General features: G+C 45.2%; 19 protein-coding genes and 1 pseudogene. 1 reads left to right on the forward strand and 19 read right to left on the reverse strand.

The window, feature by feature from the left end; translation table 11 throughout:
- Positions 1–142 precede the first annotated feature (142 nt).
- The 14 genes and pseudogenes from AC3RCL_RS15575 to AC3RCL_RS15640 all read right to left on the reverse strand — a co-directional run bounded on the left by AC3RCL_RS15575 (position 143) and on the right by AC3RCL_RS15640 (position 14131).
- The gene (locus AC3RCL_RS15575) at positions 143–898 is read right to left on the reverse strand and encodes a (S)-benzoin forming benzil reductase (protein ID WP_492530525.1); all 756 of its coding nucleotides are present in this window, start codon (positions 896–898) and stop codon (positions 143–145) included.
- A gap of 23 nt (positions 899–921) precedes the next feature.
- Positions 922–1569 (reverse strand): TetR/AcrR family transcriptional regulator, encoded by a 648-nt coding sequence (locus AC3RCL_RS15580; RefSeq protein WP_492536374.1) that lies wholly within the window; start codon positions 1567–1569, stop codon positions 922–924.
- Between the two features lie 242 nt (positions 1570–1811).
- The gene (locus AC3RCL_RS15585; protein ID WP_492530527.1) at positions 1812–2285 is read right to left on the reverse strand and encodes a VOC family protein; all 474 of its coding nucleotides are present in this window, start codon (positions 2283–2285) and stop codon (positions 1812–1814) included.
- A gap of 143 nt (positions 2286–2428) precedes the next feature.
- Positions 2429–3103: a Type 1 glutamine amidotransferase-like domain-containing protein gene (locus tag AC3RCL_RS15590; protein ID WP_492530529.1), complete on the reverse strand. Its 675-nt coding sequence runs from the start codon at positions 3101–3103 to the stop codon at positions 2429–2431.
- A 405-nt stretch (positions 3104–3508) separates the two neighbouring features.
- Complete coding sequence (locus tag AC3RCL_RS15595) at positions 3509–4267, reverse strand: ABC transporter permease (protein ID WP_213578693.1); 759 nt, start codon at positions 4265–4267, stop codon at positions 3509–3511.
- The gene (locus tag AC3RCL_RS15600; RefSeq protein WP_213578694.1) at positions 4264–5013 is read right to left on the reverse strand and encodes an ABC transporter permease; all 750 of its coding nucleotides are present in this window, start codon (positions 5011–5013) and stop codon (positions 4264–4266) included. The genes AC3RCL_RS15595 and AC3RCL_RS15600 overlap by 4 nt, the downstream gene beginning before the upstream one ends.
- Entirely contained in the window at positions 5010–5723 is a 714-nt protein-coding gene (locus AC3RCL_RS15605; protein ID WP_277745882.1) for an ABC transporter ATP-binding protein, read from the reverse strand. Before AC3RCL_RS15605 ends, AC3RCL_RS15600 begins: the two co-directional genes overlap by 4 nt.
- A 92-nt stretch (positions 5724–5815) precedes the next feature.
- Entirely contained in the window at positions 5816–6826 is a 1011-nt protein-coding gene (locus tag AC3RCL_RS15610; protein ID WP_492530534.1) for a HAMP domain-containing sensor histidine kinase, read from the reverse strand.
- Positions 6823–7500, reverse strand: coding sequence for a response regulator transcription factor (locus AC3RCL_RS15615; protein WP_277745884.1), 678 nt, complete (start codon positions 7498–7500; stop codon positions 6823–6825). The genes AC3RCL_RS15610 and AC3RCL_RS15615 overlap by 4 nt, the downstream gene beginning before the upstream one ends.
- 80 nt (positions 7501–7580) lie before the next feature.
- Positions 7581–7739 (reverse strand): annotated as a pseudogene (locus tag AC3RCL_RS15620) (IS3 family transposase); the annotation flags it as partial.
- Between the two features lie 196 nt (positions 7740–7935).
- Positions 7936–9612, reverse strand: coding sequence for an ABC transporter substrate-binding protein (locus AC3RCL_RS15625; protein WP_492530537.1), 1677 nt, complete (start codon positions 9610–9612; stop codon positions 7936–7938).
- A gap of 55 nt (positions 9613–9667) precedes the next feature.
- Positions 9668–10564: a carbohydrate ABC transporter permease gene (locus AC3RCL_RS15630; protein ID WP_492536376.1), complete on the reverse strand. Its 897-nt coding sequence runs from the start codon at positions 10562–10564 to the stop codon at positions 9668–9670.
- A gap of 33 nt (positions 10565–10597) precedes the next feature.
- Positions 10598–11554, reverse strand: a complete 957-nt coding sequence (locus tag AC3RCL_RS15635) for an ABC transporter permease (RefSeq protein ID WP_192571818.1) — start codon at positions 11552–11554, stop codon at positions 10598–10600.
- Between the two features lie 267 nt (positions 11555–11821).
- Positions 11822–14131: a helix-turn-helix domain-containing protein gene (locus AC3RCL_RS15640; protein WP_492530540.1), complete on the reverse strand. Its 2310-nt coding sequence runs from the start codon at positions 14129–14131 to the stop codon at positions 11822–11824.
- Between the two features lie 1003 nt (positions 14132–15134).
- Here AC3RCL_RS15640 and AC3RCL_RS15645 point away from each other — a divergent pair.
- The gene (locus AC3RCL_RS15645) at positions 15135–15743 is read left to right on the forward strand and encodes a TetR family transcriptional regulator C-terminal domain-containing protein (RefSeq protein ID WP_492530542.1); all 609 of its coding nucleotides are present in this window, start codon (positions 15135–15137) and stop codon (positions 15741–15743) included.
- Between the two features lie 254 nt (positions 15744–15997).
- Here the strand turns inward: AC3RCL_RS15645 and AC3RCL_RS15650 are convergent, their stop codons facing one another.
- The 5 genes from AC3RCL_RS15650 to AC3RCL_RS15670 all read right to left on the reverse strand — a co-directional run bounded on the left by AC3RCL_RS15650 (position 15998) and on the right by AC3RCL_RS15670 (position 23436).
- Positions 15998–17887 carry a sensor histidine kinase gene (locus AC3RCL_RS15650; protein WP_492530544.1) on the reverse strand — a complete coding sequence of 630 codons (1890 nt, stop codon included), beginning with the start codon at positions 17885–17887 and terminating at the stop codon, positions 15998–16000.
- Positions 17880–19520 (reverse strand): response regulator, encoded by a 1641-nt coding sequence (locus AC3RCL_RS15655; protein ID WP_492530546.1) that lies wholly within the window; start codon positions 19518–19520, stop codon positions 17880–17882. The genes AC3RCL_RS15650 and AC3RCL_RS15655 overlap by 8 nt, the downstream gene beginning before the upstream one ends.
- 25 nt (positions 19521–19545) lie before the next feature.
- Positions 19546–20802, reverse strand: a complete 1257-nt coding sequence (locus AC3RCL_RS15660) for an FAD-dependent oxidoreductase (protein WP_492530548.1) — start codon at positions 20800–20802, stop codon at positions 19546–19548.
- 68 nt (positions 20803–20870) lie between these two features.
- Positions 20871–22403, reverse strand: a complete 1533-nt coding sequence (locus tag AC3RCL_RS15665; protein ID WP_492530550.1) for an extracellular solute-binding protein — start codon at positions 22401–22403, stop codon at positions 20871–20873.
- A 157-nt stretch (positions 22404–22560) separates the two neighbouring features.
- Complete coding sequence (locus tag AC3RCL_RS15670) at positions 22561–23436, reverse strand: carbohydrate ABC transporter permease (protein ID WP_015735479.1); 876 nt, start codon at positions 23434–23436, stop codon at positions 22561–22563.
- Between the last annotated feature and the right edge of the window lie 6 nt (positions 23437–23442).

Here is a 23442-nt window from a genome sequence, read left to right on the forward strand (position 1 = left end):
CAACTCAGCTTGGGTTGTTTCTTACGGATTGCTAATCACAAATGGGTTCTTAGAAAAGGCGAAGCGCTGGAATGCCTCTCCTTCTTCTTCTATCAAATCACACCCATAAACAACCTGTCTCGCAGGTGTTCTTCACTCACGTTTATTGGTCCATGGTTTCTATAACAACATTCTTACCAAAATCTTCGCTTAGCAGAATCTCAATTAATTTGTGCGCAGTGTATTCAGGCGTTTGTAGCTTCCCTTCCTCAGAAAATCGAATGAACTCATTAACATATGGGAAAAGATCATTACTTACAGATCGAATTTCCGATTGTAAATGGGTATCGATCATACCTGGATATACAGCGACTACTTTTGCTGGATATGTCACGAGCTTTTGCTCAATGTCTATACTTTTGGTAAATGAGTCAAGGCCAGCTTTTGCAGTGCTGTAACAGCTTTGTGAGGGTAATAAATATTTTGCGGATGCTGAGGATATGTTTAAAATTCTTTTGTCCACATTCATATCTTGGGTACGTTTAAGATAGTTAGCTGTTATTATCATTGGTGCTAATAGATTTAAATGGATGTTCTCAATTATTTTATCCGTTTCTATCCGTTCAATTGGGCTCACTGGAGTCAACATGGCAGCATTATTGATAAGATAGATCGCTTCATCGTTGGAATAAAGCTCAATTTGACGGAAGATGTCCTCAAAAAGTTGATCAATCTCGCCAATGTTTGTTAAATCAAAATTAAAATAATCAATTCTGCAGTCCCTCCCCTGGGCTAGATCGATAATCCGTTGGTTCGTAGTTCTAGAAATGCATATAAGGTGATGGTTCTTATCGATTAATTGATTAGCCAACGATTCACCAATACCTCTTGATGTACCTGTTATCAATATATGTTTCAACCGGATCTCTCCTTATAAGTTAACTATGTATTTTCTCGAATAATAATTCTATTAACCGTTTCTTCCCAAATCATCTGATACTCCAAATCCATCTTCATCATCTTACATCTAGACAAATTATCAATAAGAAGGGCAAGAATTTTAGCACTGACTTCGATTTTTGTAGGTTCAACTAGACCCAGATCACTGCCTTTTGACAATAAATCACAGAAACCGTTGATAAAATCTTGTTGAACTTTCAATAAGGGAGCTCTAAATTGCTCATCACGCTCGGCTAGCATCGTGAACTCACTGAGCACTCTTAATGTTGAACGATACTCTTCATCATCGCTTGGCAGCATATTTAAACCGCCCCGAATTATCGTCTCTACAAAATTGTCTTTATTAACGGATTCAGCGTTAAAGTAAGCAGAAAAATAATGATCCCTAAAAATATAATCAAATGTTCGGCTAATCAACTCTTCCTTTGTTGCAAAATGATAGTATATGGAGGATTTCGTTATGCCTACTTTTTTAGAAATCAAGCCTAAACTCGTTCTCTCTATCCCATGCTCTGCAAACAGCTCATATGCCGCTTGGACGATATGACTTGATGTAATCTCTCTTTTCTTGATAACCTTCAGGCTCCCTTCATCTGAATTAATGCCATTATAAGGATTATCATAATGCATTGTCAATAATTTAACGACCGGTCGTTCAAAAAATTCAAATAAATCTATCTAATCGGTAATCGGTACAAGTTCTTGTACCAAGGCATGTGCAAAAAAATTATACCGATAAAATAAAAAAGTCGCTAAAATAGCGACTTCAATGGTCCATATTCTTGTCCCTCGACATTTAAAAAAGACAACCGATTGCTCTGACCGGCTGCCTCCTCTTCTTTATTCAGCTCCCGTTAGCGAAATTGATCTGATTAATCGATTAAAGGCTGCCAAACTTCCCATATGTTACCGTCAGGGTCAGCAAACGTTATGTTTGGTCCGCTTGTGACCCGTTCTCCTAAAATATTCACTCCGTTTTTCTTAAAACGTTCAAATAGCTCTTCGATCCGTGGTGTAATAAAACATGCAATTGCGTGGGGCTTGCCGTTGTCCAATGACCATGAAAAGCGTAATCGCCCGCCCTCTTCGTCTGATTTGTGAAGGAACAGAGCGGGTACAACTTGCCTTAAACCAGGCGAAGGCAGGTTTCCATTCCGATCGGGAATATTCAAAACAGCCATGACCATCCCAGGCTCAACATGATCGTTGTTTGCAGGTTGGTACCCTAAATTCTTTTGATACCATTTAATAGACTCGTAAACATCACTTACCGGTACGTAAATACAAGTAACTCCCGTAATGTCTTCCAGCCCTTCTTCCAGTTTGAATTCCTCATTTGCCCGCATAGCTTACCATCCCTTTGTTCATTCTTATTCTAGCCTTTTATCAAAACAAGGTTAAATGCGATGTTTTTCCCCTGGTGTAGCTCGGAGAAATACTAGAGGACAATGAGGCAATCTTTTCTCCATTGTGCACTTCTCCACTCTTCCTATAGGAGGGGCGAAAAACGTTTCCAATTCCCTTCGGAAACAACTTCAACCGTTCCGTCGATCACTTTAATGGCGGTCTGATCATCAATCGCATACGCTGGCCCTTGCATCCCGGCGGCCCATCTCTCTGCATCAGCCATGGTGTTTCTCGGCAGCATTTCGTGATCCAGATGCGGAAATATTGCAAAATCAACCAGACTCAGCGCGTCATCGCCGCCAGTGGGTGGAGTCCAGCCAACGAAGAATTCCCCGATGTTAGGTGCCATCACCATACTCCCGGCACTCAGTCCCACATAAACTGCCTGCAGAGACGGTAAGAGGTCTGCAAGTCTGGACTGCCGCATCCAGTGGCACAGGTAGAGGGCGTCGCCGCCCGAAACCAGCAGGACGTCCGTCTCCCTTACTAGCGGCACCCAGCGGTCTCTGTCAATGCTTGGCAGCGCTGTGAGCTCCAGCACGCCGACGGACTTCCAGCCTAGGTCAACCATGGGATTCTCGGAATTCCCGCTAATGAATTGCCAGGCTTTGACGCCGGGGCCTACCCAGGGGTGTCCGTACATCGCGGTGGGAATACACAGGGCATTGCAGTCGGCGATCGGCTTGCCCAGCATGTCAACTAGCGCATTGTGTATGCTTTTGTTATTAATGCCGGCAGATGTGAGCAATAATTTCATAACTTCACTCCTTTGTTGCGTTTGTCGTTTATTCTTTAGACTTTAGGGGCTACATAAACTATAATATAGTACATTTCCGTGCGGATTGTTTCTTACAGATTGCTAATCTAATCTGCCCGTTAGTTCAATATAAGGGCGTGTCGCCGTCGATCAAATCATATCGGGAATGTTATCAAGTTCTTGTCATAGTGTTCTAACAAGAACTTGTCCCGATAAAACAAAAAAGCCGCTAAATTAGCGACTTTCTATGGGTCTAGGTTCTTTTCCATCTACAACTTTCAATGAGACTCTCAATGAGACTTTGTTTTTGTACTCCGTCACATCTATCATATAGACCATCGTACTTTTTCAGAAATTTTTTAAAAAATCACTAGCGTTATATTTTTGAATGGATGAAACTTACACTCAAGCATCTCGTTTACGGTAAAATACAATAGCTGCCGTAATAAAAATCAGTGTCCATATCATTGAAATCCCTGTCCCTTGCATTGGTGAAAGGACATTTATTTCATCAGAGGAAGGCGGCATATACATATAATATCCTGCCGTATCCGGAAAATACATTTTAAAACTAGGCAGAAGATCTCTCGATAATGGACTGACAACGAAATAATAACCAAGCAGCACCACTAAAGCAGGGGTGGTTCGTCTTAATAAAGCACCTATAGCTGCACTGAGAAGTGAGGTTAGTGTCAGATAGCCTGTTGCACCTGCTAATGCTTCTACCATGGTATCTATATCAATCGCTGCTGCTGTGTCTTTCATCATCATATAAGTATATAGTACACCGGATGCAGCGATAATAAAGGCCGCGGGAACCGTTATGATTGCCAATGCCAAATGCTTCATGGATAATTGAATCCCACGACAAGGTATCGCAGCTAACGTAGTTCGAATCTGTCCACCGATATACTCTGAACAAGTAGCTAGGATCCCAAGAATAATGAATCCTGCTTGAAGATAACCCATCGAAGCAAACCCTATATTCAGTATTTTTTGCGTCCCTATTGCTCCTTGTAAACCTATAGAAGTAAAAGCTGCGGCTAATCCTAAATTAAGAATGAATGTACCCATAAGAGTGAGCCATATCAATGGTAATGTAGCTAATTTATCCAGTTCAGCACGAAGGATTTGTGTTATCTTTTTAATAGATGGGACACTCATGCAGCAACGTCCCTCCTATGGAATACGATAGCTGCAGCAATGAAAAGAACGACTACCCAGGCAGACATGACTATGCCGCCTATGAACGGGGTGAGGAATCTGTCGCTCAGAAACATAAACATTTCAAGGCCAGCCCGATCCGGTAGGTATAACGCTAACTTTGTAACTTTAGAAAGCAGGAAACTAAATGAAACAACGGATGTATTTATGATGAGCACAGCAAGCGGAATCGTGCCATTCTTAGTTAGTACAGTAATCCCGAATGCTAATAGAGCAGTGAATGTCCAGTAACAAACTGCACCGAGCAGCTTCGACCATTCAAATGCTGGGGAATACTCACCAAGAACAAGATGCGTAGCTGACACAGTTGTCATGATAGCAACAATACAAAGCAGTATACTGATTACTGTCACAGCGCCTGCTTTTGCCAGCAAAAATTGAAGCCTTGATGAAACAACCGTTAAACTTGTTGTAATCTGTTGTCCTCCGCCAGATTCACTGCTCTCTGTCAAATACTCGCTGCTGACAGCAAGCACACCAAGGATGATGACACCTTGTACACCAAGGGCTAATCCAATATAGCCAACTTCCAAAAGCCGTGTGCTAACTCCAGTTATAATCTCCTCTTTTTGAGCTATACTGTCTAAGGCGGCTATGACCGCAGGAGAAAATGCTCCAACAAGAAAGGCAAGCCAAATGCCCGGCAGGGAGAACAATTTAGATAGTTCCGCGTTGAATGCTCTCATACAACACCACCAGCATGATCAGATGTCCGGGCAAAAAAAGCTTTCTCCAGCGTGGAATGGGTACCTATTACTTCGTCCAACGTTCCATCTGCAACGATTGTTCCTTGCTTAATAATAACCACATCATCAACTGTCTCTGCAAGCTCCCCTATTAGATGACTGGATAGTAACACCGTGTTGCCAGACTCAGCCCGTTTACGTAAAAATGTCCGGATCCAACGAATTCCTTCCGGGTCGAGCCCATTTACGGGTTCATCTAGAACCAATATCGCGGGATCACCCAGCAGTGCAGCGGCCATTCCAAGTCTTCTCCCCATACCAAGCGAATATTTTCCCACTCTTTTGTCAGCTGCATTAGTAAGACCTACGATTTCCAAAACTTCCTCGACACGTGAGTTAGACAATCCTGCGGCACGAGCAATCCAGCGCAAGTGTGCCCGCCCTGTTCGCATACGATGGGCCCCAGATCCATCAAGTGCAGCACCTACTGTTGCTAGAGGATTATGTAACTCTGAGAATGGCTTGCCATTTATGAGAGCACTCCCTGATGTGGCGCGATCTAATCCAAGCAGGATGCGAATCGTTGAGCTTTTACCTGCCCCATTTGGACCTAAAAAACCAGTCACTCTGCCAGGTCTCGCTTTAAAACTGATACCCGATAAGATTTCTTGAGATCCGCGATGTTTGACTAAGTTATTAATTTCAAGCAACCATAACACTCCCTTTCTGTTATGGCTCTCATTATAAAGTAGCAAAGTTACATCACGGTTATCATGGTGTTTACTTCCGGGTTACCTTTGGGTTACGCTCTACCAATAACTACTCTTGTGCCATTTTCATTTGAGGTAAAGTCAGCTTTCAGCTTCATTTTTTTCAACATATAATTTGAAGTCGATAAACCAATCCCTGCCCCATGCTCATGGGAAGAGTTATCCAAACCTGGACCTCTGTCTGCAATAATGATCTGTTCTTTTTCTACATCAACCACAATGTTTGCATATTTCCCTTCTGCTGCATGGCGAAGAATATTCTGAAATAAATTATCCAAAACCCGTGTCATCCAATTCGGATCTGCTTCCCAATAAAAAGTCTCCTCTCCCGGTAAATCAACATCAAGCTGAATTTCTTTGTCTTCAAATACAGGGTACCACGCAGCAACAGATGCTCTTACTAGACGTCCAATATCTGTTGAAACGGGCACGAAAGGATGTTTTCCCGAGGTAAGCAATGTATAGGACAGTAAATCATCCATTAGATCTCCGACTCTTGTAATCGTATGGTTGATCTCCGTTAACGAGTTTTGTCCTTCTTGACTCATGGGTTCTTTATTTAAACGGGTGACATGTCCTCTCAAAATGGTAAGCGGTGTTCGTAAGTCGTGAGATAAATTCGCAATGAGTCGATGTCGTAATAACTCCTCTTCATATTCTCGTTTACGACTGTCTTCAAGCTGCTGAATCATCCAATTAAAAGAACTTCCTAACTGGTCTATCTCATCCATACGATCATTTTGAACAGATATGGTTTTAGGAAACGAGTTGTTTTTAGCTGAAAATGACATGACTTCTTGTAAGCGGGCAAGACGTTTTTGAAGTTTCAAGAAGAAGCGCCAAGATAAGATCACAAATGCGACAATAATAAAACCAAACACTAGTACGGTAACGTAAAACAGATTTAACGTATTTACATTTTTATCATGGATATCTGAAACCCCAAAAAACGCACTGATGAAAATAATCATAATGGGAGGAAAAAAGATAAATAGAAAATGTACTTTTAGAAAACGACGAAATAATGATCTGTTTCGCTTCATAGTTTCACCCGATAGCCTATTCCCTTCAACGTTTCAATAATCTCGGGGGAATTGGGATGACGTTCCAGCTTTTGACGCAGTCGGTGGATATGCACCATCAGTGTTTTATCGCCTGTTATATAAGCTTCTTCCCAAATAGCTTCATAAATTTGTTCTTTTGTTAAAACTTGATTAGGGTGGCGTATGAAGTACATTAAGATTTGATGCTGTTTCCCTGTTAAAATAATTTCTTCTCCTGTGTGTTTGTCAAATATCATTTGACCTTCCGGATCTACTTCAATCTGATTTCCTAACGAAATGCGATCGGATGTGGATCCACCACTACGACGGATTAATACTTCTATTCTTGCAACTAATTCATCTGTATGGAATGGTTTCGTTACGTAGTCATCAGCAAATTGCAAACCATCTACTTTATCATCTATCGATGTTCGAGCAGTTAACAGCAAAATAGGAATAGCAGGAGCTGTCTTCTTTAATCGTCTTCCCACAGTAAATCCGTCTAAACCGGGTAACATGATATCCAAAATAACAATGTCTTGCTGATTGACTTCTTTTTCAGCTCCTTCACCAGTTAGCAGCCACTGAACCGAAAACCCTCGCTGTTCCAATTCTTCCTTTACCCAACTGCCTATTTTCTCATTATCTTCAATATATAATACGTTTCTTTTCAAGTAACATCCCTCTTTTTAAATGGAGTCCACTACAGATTAACACACTATAAAAAAAAGTTTCCAGTTAAGACAGGGACTGACCCTCGTTTGTGAGACGGGGACCATCTCATCCAGGTATCCACTTGTGTCTTATTTCGTATATTTAGTTTGTCCATGACTTCTTTCACTGGAATCCCATCCGACCTCATTTCAATAGCTTTCTTTTTCACTTCTACTGGATTGCTGACTCTTGTTGCCAACGCAAAAACACCTCCAAAGTTGTCCCCATATCTTACGACATGGTTGCATTCTCTTGAAGGTGTTTTTAATTTGTCACACGTTATGGGTTCAGTCCCCTCTGACCAACTGCCTGCTCTACTTTATTCAACGATCACTTCCCGTTAGTTAGGGTCCTCATTTATTAAAGATTTTGGAGAACTGCCGTTAGAATTGCGTCTATTCTTTGTACTGACGATCGTAAGCTTTCTGATAAGTTTCCAAGTATTGTTCCAACCCAATATTGTTCAAACTCTCAACATATTTATTCCAATCTGCATCGAGATTTAAATCACCCATTATAAAGCGAACAGCTGATTCCTTTACGTAGTTGGCTAGTTCAACGGATATTGTCTGGATTTGTTGACTCTCATTCGCCTTGAATTTAATTGGTGGTAAAACAGATAATGCATCGGTTTTCGGTACATACGGTTCATATTTATTTTTCGTTTCATCACGTAACAACTTTTCCAGCCCTTCAGCCGTAAAGGGATCCACATTCGGATCCACCGCCTCGCCGAACCGGAATTCCTCGGGTGCATAATCGACCCCGATGTGCATCAAAGAATGGTTTTGGGGTTCCTCGGCATAAGGAATAAGTCTTTTCGATAAAGCCGGTTTTCCGTTCAGTCCTACATCTCCCGGTTTGGCCTCTTCCCATCCAACTCCTTTCAGCCCTACTTTCTTCGTAATAGCTCCTTCAAAAGTATAGAGATAGTCGGCCCACCGAAGCGCAGCTTCCGGATTTTTGCTTGTAGCAGGAATATAAAACGATCCGGGGATAGCTGCATCATACTTCGAATGGGTCGCATGTCGAACGCCTTTAGGACCTTCCAGCGGCGCCAGCGCGACAAAATGTCTGTATCGTTCCGGTCCAACGGTTGCCTCATCAATAATGTTAACATTGGCTCCTGAAACGAAAGCTCCTAAAATTTCGGCATCCGGGTTAGCTGCCAATTGTCTCAATTGATCATTATTTTGTGTATACGATGGATTATATAGCAAACCTTCTTTATATAATCTTTGGATGTAAGACAGCCCTTCGCGGTATTCCGGTGTATTCACAATGGTTTCTATTTTGCTGTCCTTAACTATGAGTTTTAAGTCATCCGCACTGCTATAGGTAAACGCATTCATAAGAAATATGTTTGGATCGGTATTCCATCCACCGCTTGCAGCTCCGGCAAACGGAATTTCATCAGCCTTTCCATTGCCGTTCGGATCCTTCTCTTTAAACGCTTTTAATACCTGATAAAATTCTTCCGTAGTTTTCGGTTCTTCCAGCCCGAGCTGCTCCAGCCAATGTTTATTTATCCAAACTTTCTTCGACATGCTGCAATGATAACAATCATTCCATGAAGGCAGGCCGTATATCTTTCCATCTGTGGCCGTAATAATGCCTTTCAATCCATCATGCTTCTGCATAACTTTTTCGAAGTTTGGCGCATATGTGGGTATCATGTCATCCAATGGCAAAAACATCTGCTGTGACACGGCATATTGTTCCTCATTAAAAGTAACCCCAAAAAATGCATCCGGCAAATCACCGCTGTTTAATATCAGATTTACCTTTTCCGTGGCTGAATCAGACGGAATGACGTCCCATTCGATCTCAATATTGGATTTCTCTTCGTACCATTTAACAAATTCATTATTTTTGTAATCGATGATCATCGGGTTTTGTACAACCAAAAATTTGAGCTTTGTTTTGTTTTTTACAATAGGAAATGTCTCCCCAACAGCAGCTTCTTCACGCTCTTCAGGAATCTGTGTATTCGCTTTGTTAGAAGAGCATCCTGAGGCCGTGATTGCAAAAACAAGGATAATTAAAACCATCAAATGAAGTCTCTTTTTCATTGTAACCCCCCACATCAATTTGTTTTCAACCTGTCACGCCCTACAAATTTTCAGCCTAGCCTTTAATCGAGCCAATCATGACCCCCTTAACAAAATATTTTTGTACAAAGGGGTAAATGAGCAGAACCGGAACGCTAGCGACAACGATCACAGAGTATTTTAATACATCGGCCAGACCTTGCTTGCGCTGAAGCGCTTCAAAATCTACCACCATGGTCGGATCGATATTATTCACCACCAGAATGCTCCTTAATATGATTTGCAAAGGAAATAAATCGGGCGATTTTAAATAAATGAGTGCATTAAAGTACGTGTTCCAATGACCTACGCCATAATAAAGCGCCATGACAGCAATGATCGGAGCTGACAGTTTGATTGCGATACTGACGAGGAAGCGGAAATCACCCGCGCCGTCTAGCTGTGCTGCTTCATAAAGCTCTTGCGGAATGGTTGCCTGGAAGAACGTTCGTGTTATGATTACATTCCATACGGACATGGCGGCAGGGATAATCAATGCCCAGCGCGAATCTAACAATCCCAGATTTTTAACAAGTAAGTAACTGGGGATTAATCCCCCTGAAATAAACATTGTAATGACAAAATAAAGTGTTATTGCGCTTCTTCCTTGTAACTCTTTGCGAGATAGTGGATAAGCCGCTAGTACAGTCATAACGATATTCACTGTCGTACCAACAATCATATAGAATAATGAATTCATGAATCCGGTTACAATTTGCGAATTTTTGAACACGGCAGCATAGCCTTCCAGCGTTGGTTTTACCGGAAAAAGCCACACCTTACCAGAAACAACAGCCTGTGGATCGCTAAAGGATGAACTTAAAACATACAGGAGTGGGTAAGCCACAATAATAAACCCCGCACATAGTACAGCATATACAAATACATCAAAAATTCGATCGCCAACTGTTGGTTTAATCAATTTGCTCACAATGCCACTCCTCTGAACTTTTTTCAATTTCCACGCCTACCAGAGCCCGGAATCCGTTAACTTTCTAGCTGTAAAATTGGCGGTGATAAGTAAAATCAAATTAATTACAGAGTTGAATAAACCAATTGCAGTAGAAAATCCATAGTTAGAGTTGATGAGTCCCACTTTATATACATAAGTCGATATAATTTCAGAAACAGAAAGATTCAGATTGTTTTGCATTAAATAAATGGTCTCAAATCCAACACTCATAATGCCACCGACGTTTAGTACGAGTAAGATCACAATAGTTGGTCTGATGCTTGGCAAGTCAACATGCCATATCCGTCTTATCTTGCTTGCACCATCAATGATACAAGCTTCCTGTAAGTCTTTGCTTACTCCGGCAAGCGCCGCTAAGTAAATGATGGCCCCATACCCAGTTCCTTGCCATATTCCCATCCAAACGTAAATCGATCTGAACGATTGCGGATCACCCATAAAATTAATCGATTCCCCGCCGAATAATTGAATGAATTGATTGATAAGGCCAATACGTGGATCCAATATTTGCATCACGATCCCTACCAGGACGACGGAGGAGATAAAATACGGCGCATAAGTTAACATTTGTACCGTTTTCTTAAACCACTTGATTCGAACTTCATTCAGGGCTACAGCCAGCAGGATCGGTAGCGGAAAACCAGCGACTAGCGAGTATATGCTGATAAGAATCGTATTTTTTATTATTCTCCAGCTGGACGGGGAACTGAAGAATTGTTCAAAGTGACTGAATCCCACCCATGGACTACCGATGATGCCCTCCAAAGGCAGATATTGTTTAAAGGCGAGAAGGACACCGTACATTGGAACATAGTTAAAGATAGCTATATAAATGATCGGCGGTAAAATCAGAATATACAATGGCCAGTGATTCAGCATTCTTTTAAAGCCGGTTCTCATTCTAACTCTAATCGGTGGTTTGTGTAGGATTGATTCCGTATTCGCTTTCATAAATTTGTTCACCTCCCTTCACTCGTCATAGGAAACTGTAATTCAAACTATCATGGAAAAGTTAATGTACACAACAGACATCATTTAATGAGCGGACATTTCTTTAAAAAGGTGATGTTAAGCAATATTGGCAACAACGATGCTGATGAGGACATTTTGTAAAGGGCGGACCCATGTCAAAAACTCGTTAATATCAAAAAAAAGATGACCTTTGCCTGGTTTTGAGACCAGAGCAACGGACATCTGTTTAAACTCATTAATTCTTGGTTAACTGGAATAGGCCATCGGTGAAACTCCCATTACTCGCTTAAATGCTCTTCGAAAAGAACGATCGCTGCTGTATCCGACCATCAGTGCAACTTCCTTGATCGCAACTTCTCGATTTCTAAGCAGTTCGCAAGCTCGAGTGATCCGCAAGCTTTCGATGTAGTCACTAAATGTCATCCCCAAATAGTCCTTTATAAGATGGTACATCATTGTTTCTGTTATTCTGAATTCGTCGGCGACCATGGCTAGCGTCAAATCATCGCGCACAAAGTTTTGCTGGATAAATGACTTTACTTGATTTCGCAATTCAGTCTTCGCACATTGATCATTGAAATGAATTGCTTCGCAATAACGGAGGAATGCTTTCCCGATTTTAATAAATAGCTCTTCAATGACTTCATTTCTTTGCTGTATTTCGATGTACAGTTCATGAATTGCCATATCTTTTGTCTGATCTATTCCCCGAGATACAGCGCCAATCATCAAATAAAGGAACTGTTCTGCATCAGGCAAGGATAAATTCCTGGTTGCAAAATTTTCATTGTAGAGAAGTGTTAATACTTGTTCGACATCTGTTTGATTCCCTGATTTAATACTGTTTACCAATCTTAATTCCAGATCTATTGGAAAGTAGTACTTATCGCTTTCTTGAGGAATGTCCTCATAGCAGGCAAATCTTTGCTCTTGGTTTTTACTCAATACGTACTCAAGGGCTTGCTTTGCTTCATAAAAAGACATGCTTATATCGCGTATTCCCTTATAAATTCTGCCGAAAGCAAAGGACAATCTCATTTGACAAAGATGATCTAGGCTACTGGTTATGTTCTGCATAATCTTTATTACTCCCTCGATCCCATTCTGCCTTTCTTTGTCTTCGTCATGATATTCGATTATAAGCGCAAATTTATATTCGTCGATATCGTATTGGAAATACGTTAAATGCTTCATGTAACCTTCAATAGCATTATTAATTACAATCTTTAACATGCGTATTTCTTCTAGAGAGGCTTCGCTTGTGTTTCCTTTTCCTTCATCAAGGCGTAAAAGCAAAACGAAAAAACTCCGGTCCGATAACTCCATGCCAATATTACTTTGAAAAATTTCTATTTCTTTATCATTAATAAATTCGCCATAAAGAAGTCTCCGGAAAAATGCTTGCTGAAGCAGCGGAATATGCTCCTGAACCTTCTCATTTAGCTGCTGGTGATTTTGAATCAACTGGGAAATGGAGTCTTTCAAATAACTATACTCATTGGTATGTCCTTCCTCTCCGCTCCCCATCCACCCACGCAACTGTTGAAGCAATTGCTTAATTGGCTTCCAATCACGATAACCTAGAAAGAAGGCAAGAAAAGTACCTAATACGATTGTTATGAGCGCTGCTGCCATAGTAACGTTTTTAATGTGGTGTACTTTGGCAAGTACCATTGAAGCAGGCACAGCCGATACATATTTCCAGCCATTCAGACTCGAAACTACTTGTGAAATATATAACTGGTCCCCATGATCTGTTTTGAAAAAACCGTCTTTGTTCGATGTACCCTCTAGCTCCTCTGGAGCTATCTTCGTCTGTTTACCTGTAACGGATGTGACGATATTGCCTTCATTATCACTTATATATATCAATCCGCGTTCCCCGATATCCAGCTTGCTTAATAACTGATTGATTTGATACTGGTCAATCAAAATCAGAACGACACCGAGAGGATTATTTATAGCATCCACTGGAAACGAATGTAGATAATAGAGTACTTGATGTTGTTTCTTATCCAGTGTCACTTGACTGCCGGTCAAGAATGTCGACTGATGAAACTGTTCCCAGAGCATACGTTGAAATTGTTGTTTGTCTAGGGATGCATTGTCCCTGAACAAGCTCTTCCAAAACCATTCTATATCTGGAAATGCCGTATCTGATGAGATTACCACGGAATTATTGCGAAAAAACACGAAATGATTAAGAACGAACGTGTTGATCGGGTGGAAATTTGGACTATCATGAACCGATTTCCAAACAAGGTATTGTTTCGGAGAGCCCTCCTCAATGTCTCTGGCGTTCATAAGTGAATTCATCTTAGAATCCAGGACAATCTGTCTACCAATTCCTTCGATCTCCTTAAGGCGGGCATCCATAATTAATCTCGTTTGCTCCAGCATCTGTAAGTTATGCTGCATCGCATCCTTTTTAACCGCTTGAACAGCTGTCTTATATACAAAACTGCTAATTAATATGGGGATAACAAGCACAAGGAGATACGAAACCGAAATTTTCCAGAACAACGACCGCCTGATTCGCCATTTGTATGTAACCAACGCAGTCCTCCTTAACCATCTGATTCTGTCTTTAATGTCAGTTGCACCCATCTGGTAAAAAATACGTTCAATTAATTACACCTGATCATTCGTCAACCGGATAACTTAGGAGAGCGCTTTCAAACCATCAGCTGAAGAATGCTCACTTCAGTCAAAGTGCTACTTACATATTATAAAGGATAAAAAAGTTTGACAAGCTAAATATGCTACCTTTTCGCCTAGCTCTATAAGCTAATTTCATTTGCAGATGACACATTGAGCGTAAAGAACAATCTTCGTGCTCGGATGTGCACGGCCAGGATAACTTCTAATACGACTAGCCTCTAAAAAACCGCACTAGGGTGCGGTTTACAGACGTTACGCACTCAAGGAGCCGCTATAATAAACGCGGCATATTATTTAACTTGTCGGTAATTGTCATTGGCGCTGCGTAAGTTCTTGTCCGCTGTTCGGGATAAGAACTTGTACCGATATAACAAAAAGCCGCTAAATTAGCGACTTTCTATGTGGCCATGTTCTAGTCCCTCGACATTGCCGGGCATGTAATACCCAATGGAGCTAAGCTCCTTCCCTATGAGTATGAAGTTCTGCCTGTAACATGCAAGTATGACGAGTGCCCATACATTTCAGGGATGGCCCCTTCTGTCCTGCAACCTAATCTCTGCCGGTCAACAGTCGTCTTCCTAACTGCAATCGTGCTTCAAGCTCGATCCTGTTTTTGCAATCTTCGCAGCAATGCATTCCATTGAAATTTCGTTTCACACGGTCGTAAGCTTGAGTCCCCTCAATGACATAAAACTCTCTTCTGCAATGATAACAGGTGGTACGAAAACGAAAAAATCCATCGATTTGCTCTAGCATTGCTTCCCTCCCGTCAATCACAACAAAGTCCAGTACTATTGACGTGTTAATTGCGACGCGATATAACTAAATAAACTCTAAATAACACAGTGTGTTATTTATTTTAATTCATTGTGCTAAATAAAACAAGGGGGCGTTAGCCTTGCCGAAAGTCGTGGATCACGAACAAAAAAGAAAACTGATCGCCGAATCAGCATGGAATATTATTAAAGAAAAAGGGATCGAATTCGCGTCAATCCGTGCCATTGCAGCTGCGGCAGGGTTATCACCCGGCGCATTGCGGCATTATTTTTCAACACAGGACGAGCTGTTGCTATTTATCGTGGATTATTATTTGACAAGAGGAGTTGCCAGAGCAGAAGAGCGCCTCGAAATAAGCCCTATTCCGATGAAGGCTGCGAGGGATATTCTGTTACAACTGCTCCCTTTGGATGCAGAAAAACGAACGGCCGGCGGCGTCTGGTGGGTCTTCGCCATCCGCTCCCTCACGAGTCTGGCATTACAAGCTAAAAAAGACGAGCTCACGGACGGACTCCACTACCTGACAAAAGCCGTCCTCGAAATCCTAGCTGAGGCGAAGCTTCTCCTCCCTTCGGTAGACATTCAACTTGAAACATTAAGATTGGCCGCGATTGTCGAAGGCTTGACGATACTCGCTTTGCTCCGCCCTGAGCTCTACACGCCGGAGACAATTGAGCAGATCGTCAGCCGCCATCTTCAGGAGCTGTGCTCGCAAGCTATGGATGAATGAGCATGTAGACTTAACTAGAAACTTAACTAATCAATAGTCAGCTCATGTTCTTTTCCTTTGCGGCAATCGATACAAGTTCTCGTCCTCGAGACATGAACTTGTATCGATATAACAAAAAAGCCGCTAAAATAGCGACTTTCTATCAGGTTCCGATACTGTGTCTCCACCCTTCAATGAGGCGACTCAACGAATGTCTTCTGCGATTACGGCTCGTAGACGATGCCAGGATAACCCCGATCCCCTATCGCATGCAGCTAAACTTTATTTTCTTCAGAATCTCGGGAGGTCATAAACTCTGCTTTCATCCGGACGGTGACAGAGGTACCCGCACGGAGTTTCGACGAGACGCTCAAGCCATACCCCTCACCAGAGTGCAGCTTGATCCGCTCGTTCACGTTAAACAAGCCGTAGGAGCTTCCGTTGCCCGTGTGATCACCAGGGCTGACTCGCTCCTCCGTCAGCAGTCTGCGTGACATCTCCTCGTCCATGCCAATGCCGTTGTCCGAAATCACGAAAACGAGATCGCTTTGATCCAACTCCACCGTAATATCGATAAGCCCTTTCCGGTCCTTCGCCTTGCGTATGCCGTGCAGCAACGCGTTCTCGACGATCGGCTGCAAGATAAGCTTAGGCATGCGATATGCCTTCAACTCATCCCCCGCAGCCACCTTGAAATCGAACGAGCCGAAAAATCGGCTCTGCTGAATTTCGAGATACACCTCTGCCAGCCTCAGCTCGTCCGTAACGCTTACGATGGTATTTCCTTTATTGAGACTGAGACGGAAATACTTCGCGAGACTGTCGATCATCATACTGATGTCGGTCGCACCCTTACCGATGGCAATCCAGTTGATCGTATCCAGCGTGTTGTAAAGGAAGTGCGGATTGATCTGCGCCTGCAACGCTGACAGCTGGGCTTCCCGTTCGCGAATCTCAGCTCTGTAGTTTTCTTCGACGAGCGTACGCACCCTTAGGATCAGATGGTCGACGCTTCGCTCCAGCATATGGAAGTCACCATTAACCGCCGGTAACTCATGCAGACCGTCGATCGCTTCCTTGCCCTCCTTCCCTTCCTTTCGGATGACGGTGATCACGTGATTGACTCGCCGGTTCATCCCCCGCACGATAATCGCCAGAAGGACAAACGGAAGGATCAGAAACAACGCGACATATTCAATCAGCGAGCGCCACTCTGACTGCTTCGTCTGTCGCTGCGTAGCGGGCGACAGCTGGGATTCCGTTCCCTGGGCGACAAGCTTCCAGCCCGTCGGCGCAAGCGTCGTATACAGCACGTCGCTTTGTTCATTGTTCAGCAGAAGCGACTTTGTTCCTTCCGCCCCCTCGTTCAGCGCATCCAACAGGTGAGGTTCAACCGCCTTGCCGATAAGTGCCTCATCGGGATGATAAACGATTGAGCCATCCTGAGCAACAAGATAAACTGCTGTGCCCGGGGCGAACTGAAGATCGGATAAAATATTGGAGACGATGTCTTGACGGACGTCGATCATGAGCACACCGGACACTTTGTCATAATTATCGGGATCCCGCAGCATTCGGGCAGCAGATAATATCGTCTCATTGGAGCCGCCGAGATACGACTCCTCGTAGACACCCGTCCATACGATCCCACCGTTTCCATCGATGATGGAATGAAACCACGGTCTAACCATCAAGCTATCCAGCGTAAAGAAATTGATTCTCTCTTCTGCATACAGCTTAGATTTGTCCACGAACACCCGAACATGAAACACGTCGGAGTTAGACTGTACGGTCTCGACCAAATACCGCAAATCCTCAATCACCTTGATCTGTGTGCCGATGGACTGATCATCCGAATTAATGGATAAGTACGAATGCAGGTTTGCGTTCATGAATGCAGCGTCACTAATATCCTCGATGCGCTCCAGCCGGTAGGAGAGATTGCTCCCGGCCTGCTTTAGCGCTTGCTGCATCGTCCGGATGACCTCGCTCCTCAGAATATCCGCGGAACGCGCGTAATAACCATACAAGAAAATGCCCGCCGGAAGCACAATGAGCAGCAGATACGCGATTAACCAAGAACGGGGGATCGAGAAACGGCGAATCGCCGCTGGCTGGAGCAGCGGCGAAAGCAAGCCGGTTACGGCGACCCAGGCTCTACGCATGAGACCCCCGGTATGCGCTAGGTGTAACACCCGTTACCTTTTTGAACAGCTTTGAGAAGTAACTGGGGTCGGTATATCCGATCGCGTAACAAATATCATAAAACTTGTACTGCGGATCGCGCAGCAGCTCCTTCGCCTTATCCACGCGCACTTTAGTCAAATATTCGCCCAGCGTCTGCCCCGTCTCTTGCTTAAACAGGAGACTGACGTACGTGGAAGACAAATAGACCGCCTTGCCGATATCGGCTACGGTAAGCCCGCCATTGGCGTAGTTCTGATCGATATACCCGCGTACTCGCTCAATGACGTTTGCCACCCTGCCAGTCCGCTTCTCCCGAATGTGTTCCCCAACAGTCGCCAGATACGATTCGATCAGCCCCCGCATATCTTTTAACGTCTCCTTCGCGTACAACGCCTCTGTCAGCTCTCCCTCCATAACTTCCAGTTCGGGGTTCCCCGCGCCAAGCTCCATGAGCAGCTGTCCGATCGCGAGCACGAGCTGCATGCACAGATTGCGGCCGTACTTCAGGCCGTCCGGGCGGGAGTAGGACAAGCTGGCAAAAATCATCTCCACGGCTTCACTAATCTTGTCCTCATCGTCCGCCTTGAGTGCGGAAATCAGCTTCTCATTGAGCTCGTAATCGTATTTCCGCATGGCGCCTTCCTCCGGCTCTGCGCTCTCCAGACTGTCCATAGTGATGATACGGTTTTTGCCAAGGTACCACTTGTAATCGACCGCTTCGCGAGCTTGCTTGTAAGCTGGCGCCAGTCCGGATAAGCCGCCTGCCATATCGCTAATGCCGATCGTCACGCCGATCTTGAGCCAGCGTTCCAGATTGGAGCGAAGGTCGCCGGCCAGCGCAAACAGTGCCTCCGCCGCTTCGGATACCGAATCGCCGCCGGGCTCCGACACCTTCAGCACGCCTACAAATTCGCCGGTACGTTGCTCGAAGGCATACCCTCGCAGATGCGCATCCAGCAGCTCCTCGTAGATGTTCAGCACCGAATACCACAGCAGCTGGCGGTCGCGCTCGGAACGGCTGGCCATCACATCGGCAAGATCATCCACGCAGACGACCATCACCCAATAGGAAGCATTCACGGGCAAGTCCAATCCCAGAAACGACACCCGCTCCGCCAATTCCGACTTCGGCGCATCCTCTCTGATCATGGAGAGCAGGAACTTCTCACGCAGGAGCGGCATACCTTCCTTTAGTTTAACGAGCAGCTCCTGCTTATAAATCCGTTCGGAGCTCTCCGCGTCCAGATCGGCAACGACGCGCTTGATGACCGTACTCAGCTCCTGCAAATTAACCGGCTTAAATATATAGTCGACCGCGCTGACCTTCATCGCTGATTTAAGATAATCGGCGTCGTCGTGCCCGCTCACGAATATGATCTTCATGGCCGGATATTCGGACGAGATACACTGCGACATCGTAATACCGTCCATGTTCGGCATTCGGACGTCCGTTAGTATAAGGTCGGGCTGATCGCGGGCGATCATCTCAAGAGCCACGTCTCCATCATCCGCTTCGCCTGCCACTTCAATTCCGTAAGCGGCCCAATCGAAATAAGCGCGCAAGCCCGCTCGGACCGCCGGTTCGTCATCCACGATAAGCAATCGATACATCGCCCGCCATCTCCCTTCTCCTAATTTAACGGCCTAACAGTCTAGCGTCTTGATTGGCAAGCTCGGCCTGCACCTTGTCAATGTCTACTTCGCGAACGGGCACGCCGTCTTCGAGCGAGATCGCGGCCGCAATGCCTGCTGCTTGACCCAGCGCATAACAAGTCGCTTGGACGCGCATCGAAGACATCGCGACATGCGTTGCGGAAATCGATCTGCCCGCAACGAGCAGGTTGTCGATATCGCCGACAGGCACCATCGTGCGATACGGAATATCGTAGCCGTCTACGCGGCGCTCGTCGGTTGTCTTGCCCGCATCCGGGCTATGAATATCGATCTCGTAATTTGTTTGGGCGACCACGTCCGGGAAACGCGTACCGCTTACAACATCTTGTTCTGTCAACGTGTACAGCCCTTCAATTTGATTGGTCTCCCTAACACCTGTCTGCGGTGCGATGTGTGCGATGGCGTATGTCTCGAAGCCCGTTCTCTGCAAATAATGCGCGATCGAGAACACCTGCTTAAGCGCTTCGGTCTCCGCGTAATTGACTTGCTCCATATCGGCTCCGTTCGCCTTGACGCGCGACATATTAATGAGCAAAACGCCGTCTTCGCGCTGCTTCCAATATAACCTGCGCCCCTGCGGCAGATCGGATACCTCCTCGTAATAATAACAGCCTTCCGGAAGTATCTTCTCTACTGGCTTTCCCGTATCCTGCATCGTAAACATAAGTGTCATCGGCTGCGTGAGTCCATCAGACTCGCGGCCCGTGCGGTAAGGTACACCCGCATCCATGGCTACTCGCGCATCGCCCGTGCAATCGATGATGACATCGCCTTCTATCGCCCTTAGGCCTTCGCGCGTCGAGACGATAACCGAACCGATCCCGCTGCCGCTGCGGATCGTGCCCACGAATTCACAATGGAAGTAGACTGATACCCCCTCCTTTTTCATTTTGTCATTCAAGTATTGGCGTAGCAAAAATGGCGAATATTGCGGCGCGACCGATTCGTCATGGCCTGCGGGCAGATAGTCGGCCAGCATCTCCTTGATGATCTCGCGGTAGATGCCGGTCACATTGCCGACAGGCATAAACACGCTTACGTTGGCAAGCGTCCCCATACCGCCGAGTTGAGCGGACTTCTCCAGCAAGATCACCTGTTTGCCGCGTCTGGCCGCGCCAATGGCAGCGGCCGTCCCCGCAGGTCCGCCTCCGATGACGACAACGTCGGCCTTGGCATGGGTTTTCACTTGACGTTCGAACGAATACACTGCATGTTTCATGATGATCTCTCCCTTAGATCGAAGTAGCGGTGTGAGCAACAAAGGATCACCACCGCTTATCCTGTTTTTTATTTAGTCGTTGCGTACCAATCGTTAATTTCCTTTGAAGCCGCTTCCCCGCCCGCTGACATAAACTTGGATTGAAAGTCGGCAAGGCTATCGATGGTCTCCGCGCCGGCGATCAGTTTGACCGTGTAGTCGCCAACCATGGTGCTCAATTGCTGATTCGTCTTCGAATATTGCTGCATGTACGGAGCAAGACCCAGAACGTTTTTGATTTTCACCTCGGCTGGCTGCTCGTTGTTCAGGAAGTTAAACGCATCAAACATTACCGGGTTTTTGCGAACGCGCGCTTGCCAATATTGCGGATAGTTTTCTTCATCCGTTCCCGCCATGTAGTTATTCGCCAAGTTGCGCTCGTCGGTGAAGATCGGCTGGATAGGCTCGTATGCTCCGTCTACTACTTTATAATGCGTGCCTTCTACACCGATCGCCATATTTTTGAACGTTTCCGGCTCCAGGCTTGCATTGATCCATTTGATCGCATCTTCCGGATGCTTTGATGCTTTCGGAATGAACGTCAGACGGTCAAATCCGGCGTTTGCCGCGAAGCCGGCTTCTCCGTTAGGCCCCTTGAGCGCCGGCACGAAAGCGAATTTGGCCTCCGGCTTGGTCTTCGCAAGGGAATCCGAGATGGCCGGAATGTCCGCCCAGTGAACAACGATGGCGCCAGCTACGCCGCTTGCGAATTTCTCCTTCGCTGTAGCGTCTTTGTTGGCTACGAATTCTCGGTCGATCAATCCTTTCTCGTACAAGTTGCCTACGTAAGCGACATAATCCTTAAATGCCGGGTCCATGACACGCGGCACAAGCTTGCCGTCTACGTCGTTCCAAGTATTGGCGATGCCGAACGCGCCTACGAGATTGTCGATCATCGATTGGTCACCCTTGATCGTAAGTGGTACGTTGCGGTCGCCGTTGCCGCCTGGGTCCTTCTCCTTGAATTGCGTGAGAACGTTTGTCAGCTCTTCGGTCGTCGTCGGCATGGACAGACCCAGCTTATCGAGCCAGTCCGTACGGATGAGTATGGAACTGTTGATATCATACGTAACGGTTACCGGGATTGCGTATAGCTTGCCATTTACCTTAAGCGCTTCCATCGATTCGGGCTTTATAGCCGCCTTAATATTTGGGCCAAATTCGTCGATAAGCGGCGTCAGGTCGACGAGCGCACCCTTTTGCGCATAATCCGAATATAAAGCCATGTCGTTATAGGAAGTGACGATGTCATACGCTTCGCCGGAGGACATGATTAGGTTCAGCTTCTCCGCCCACTTGTCTTGAGGCAGCATATCGTATTGCACTTTGTAGCCCGTTTTTTCTTCGAGCAGCTTGGCTACCGGGTATGCATTGTATTCTTCGTTCTGCCATACGTTCAGTCGCTTTAAGGCTGGCTTTTCCGCATCCGGTTTGGCCGTCGCTTCGTTGTCCGTGTTCGTTCCGTTGCCTGTGTTCGTTCCGTTGCCGGAACAAGCAGCCATATTCATTACCAGAAGCGCAGAGATGACCATGACAGACATCAATTTGAATGCTTTTTTCATAATGAGACCCTCCTGCAATTAATATAATCTATATCATTAATTTTCCCGCAACGTCCCGATGAAGGGGCAATTCTCCGGTACCTGATGTCATGCCTTGAAGTTCATCGCCATTGCTGGAAAAGTTAATGCCTTTGGAAAGCTGCTTTACATGCCTCCATCAACCTTTTACGGAACCGATGAGCACGCCTTTGATAAAATATTTCTGCAGGAACGGATAAACGAGCAGAATCGGAATCGTGGATGCGATGACCGTTGCTGAACGGACGCCTTCCGCAGGCACGTTCATGAGATCGTCGGCCGTCTTGTCAAGCGCCGAAGATGTATCGGCATTCATGACGATGTCCTGTAGGTACAATTGCAACGGCTTCAGCGACGAGCTGTTGATGTACAGCATCGGGTTGAAGTAGTCATTCCAATAATAAACGGCGTAAAACAGACCAATCGTCGCAAGCACGGGACCACTTAGCGGCAAAATAATACGGAACAGAACCGTTAAATTGCTCGCGCCCTCGATTTTGGCGGATTCCTCCAGGCTGGCCGGCAAGCTTTCAAAGTAGCTCTTGATGACCAGCATGTTGAACACGCTGATGAGCGCCGGCAAAATGAGTGAGCCTAGATGGTTAATGAGGCCCAACTCGCGGATGAGCAGATAGTTGGGGATGATGCCCCCGTTAAACATCATCGTGAAGATGAACAAAATGATGATGATACCCATGCCCGGCAGCTCGCGCTTCGAGAGCGGATAAGCGGTCAGCGCCGTAATGAGCAGCGATGCGAGGGTACCGATGACTGTAATCAGCACCGATATCCAGAGCGAGTTTAGAAACTGGCTGTTCGTGACGACGAATTTCATCGTTTCGAGCTGAAAGCCGACCGGGAAAATTCCGACTTGGCCCGACAGGATGGCCCACTCTTCACTGATCGACTTGGAAAATACGTTTACAAACGGAAGCAGTGTAATAAGCCCCATTGCGATGAGCAGAACGTAGATAGAGCCATCGAGCATGAAATCTTTGACAGTTTTCCTATACATGGTGGT

Source organism: Paenibacillus sp. MT86 (genome assembly GCF_058792535.1).